2 pseudogenes are annotated in these 687 nt (G+C 68.7%); one reads left to right on the plus strand and one right to left on the minus strand.

The features are described from left to right. Positions 1-216: pseudogene (locus tag A5711_RS08760) on the plus strand (hypothetical protein); the annotation flags it as partial. 4 nt (positions 217-220) lie between these two features. Here A5711_RS08760 and A5711_RS08765 read toward each other — a convergent pair. Further along, positions 221-687, minus strand: a pseudogene (locus tag A5711_RS08765) (VWA domain-containing protein); the annotation flags it as partial.

Below are 687 nucleotides of genomic sequence, written 5' to 3' on the forward strand. Positions count from 1 at the left end.
GATCAGATGAAGATGATCGCCAAGCTGTCCGGCGGGCAGTCCTACACGGCCGGCAACGTCGCCGAGCTTTCCAAGAGCTACAACGCGATCGAGAAGGACATCGGCTACCGCACGGTGCCGGGGCCGGGCAGCGCCGGGTGGTTGCGCCTGGGCGTCATCACCGCCCTGATCGCGACGGCGCTGGCGCTGCTGATCAACCGGCGGCTCCCGGTCTGATCGCTCAGGAGGGCAGCCGGCGGTTGAGGAACAAGCCGGCCAGGATGGCGCCGGCCATCGCGACGGCCCCCAGCAGCATCCACGCCAGGCTGGCGTCGCCCTTGACGGTCTCGTAGCCGATCTGGCGCTGCAGGGTCGCATAGACGTTCTTCAGCGACTCGAGGCTGTCGGCGTGGAACGACTGGCCGTCGGTGATCTCGCAGATCTTCTGCAGCGTCTGATCGTCGACGGGGACGGCGACCCGCTGCCCGTCCATCTCGATCTCGCCGGTCTTGGTGCCGAACGAGATCGTCGAGATGGGCACTCCCTCGTCGCGCGCCAGCCGCGCCGCGGTGTACACCCCGTCATGCGGATCGCTGGGGTTGGACGGCTTGTTCTCCTTGCCGTCGGAGAGCAGCACGATGCGGGCCGGCGGCGGGGTGTCGCCCCCGGTGATCGCGGTGGCGCTCACCGCGTGCAGGGCGGTGAAGA

The organism is Mycobacterium sp. E2238, from assembly GCF_001672665.1.
In the GTDB taxonomy this organism is placed as follows: domain Bacteria; phylum Actinomycetota; class Actinomycetes; order Mycobacteriales; family Mycobacteriaceae; genus Mycobacterium.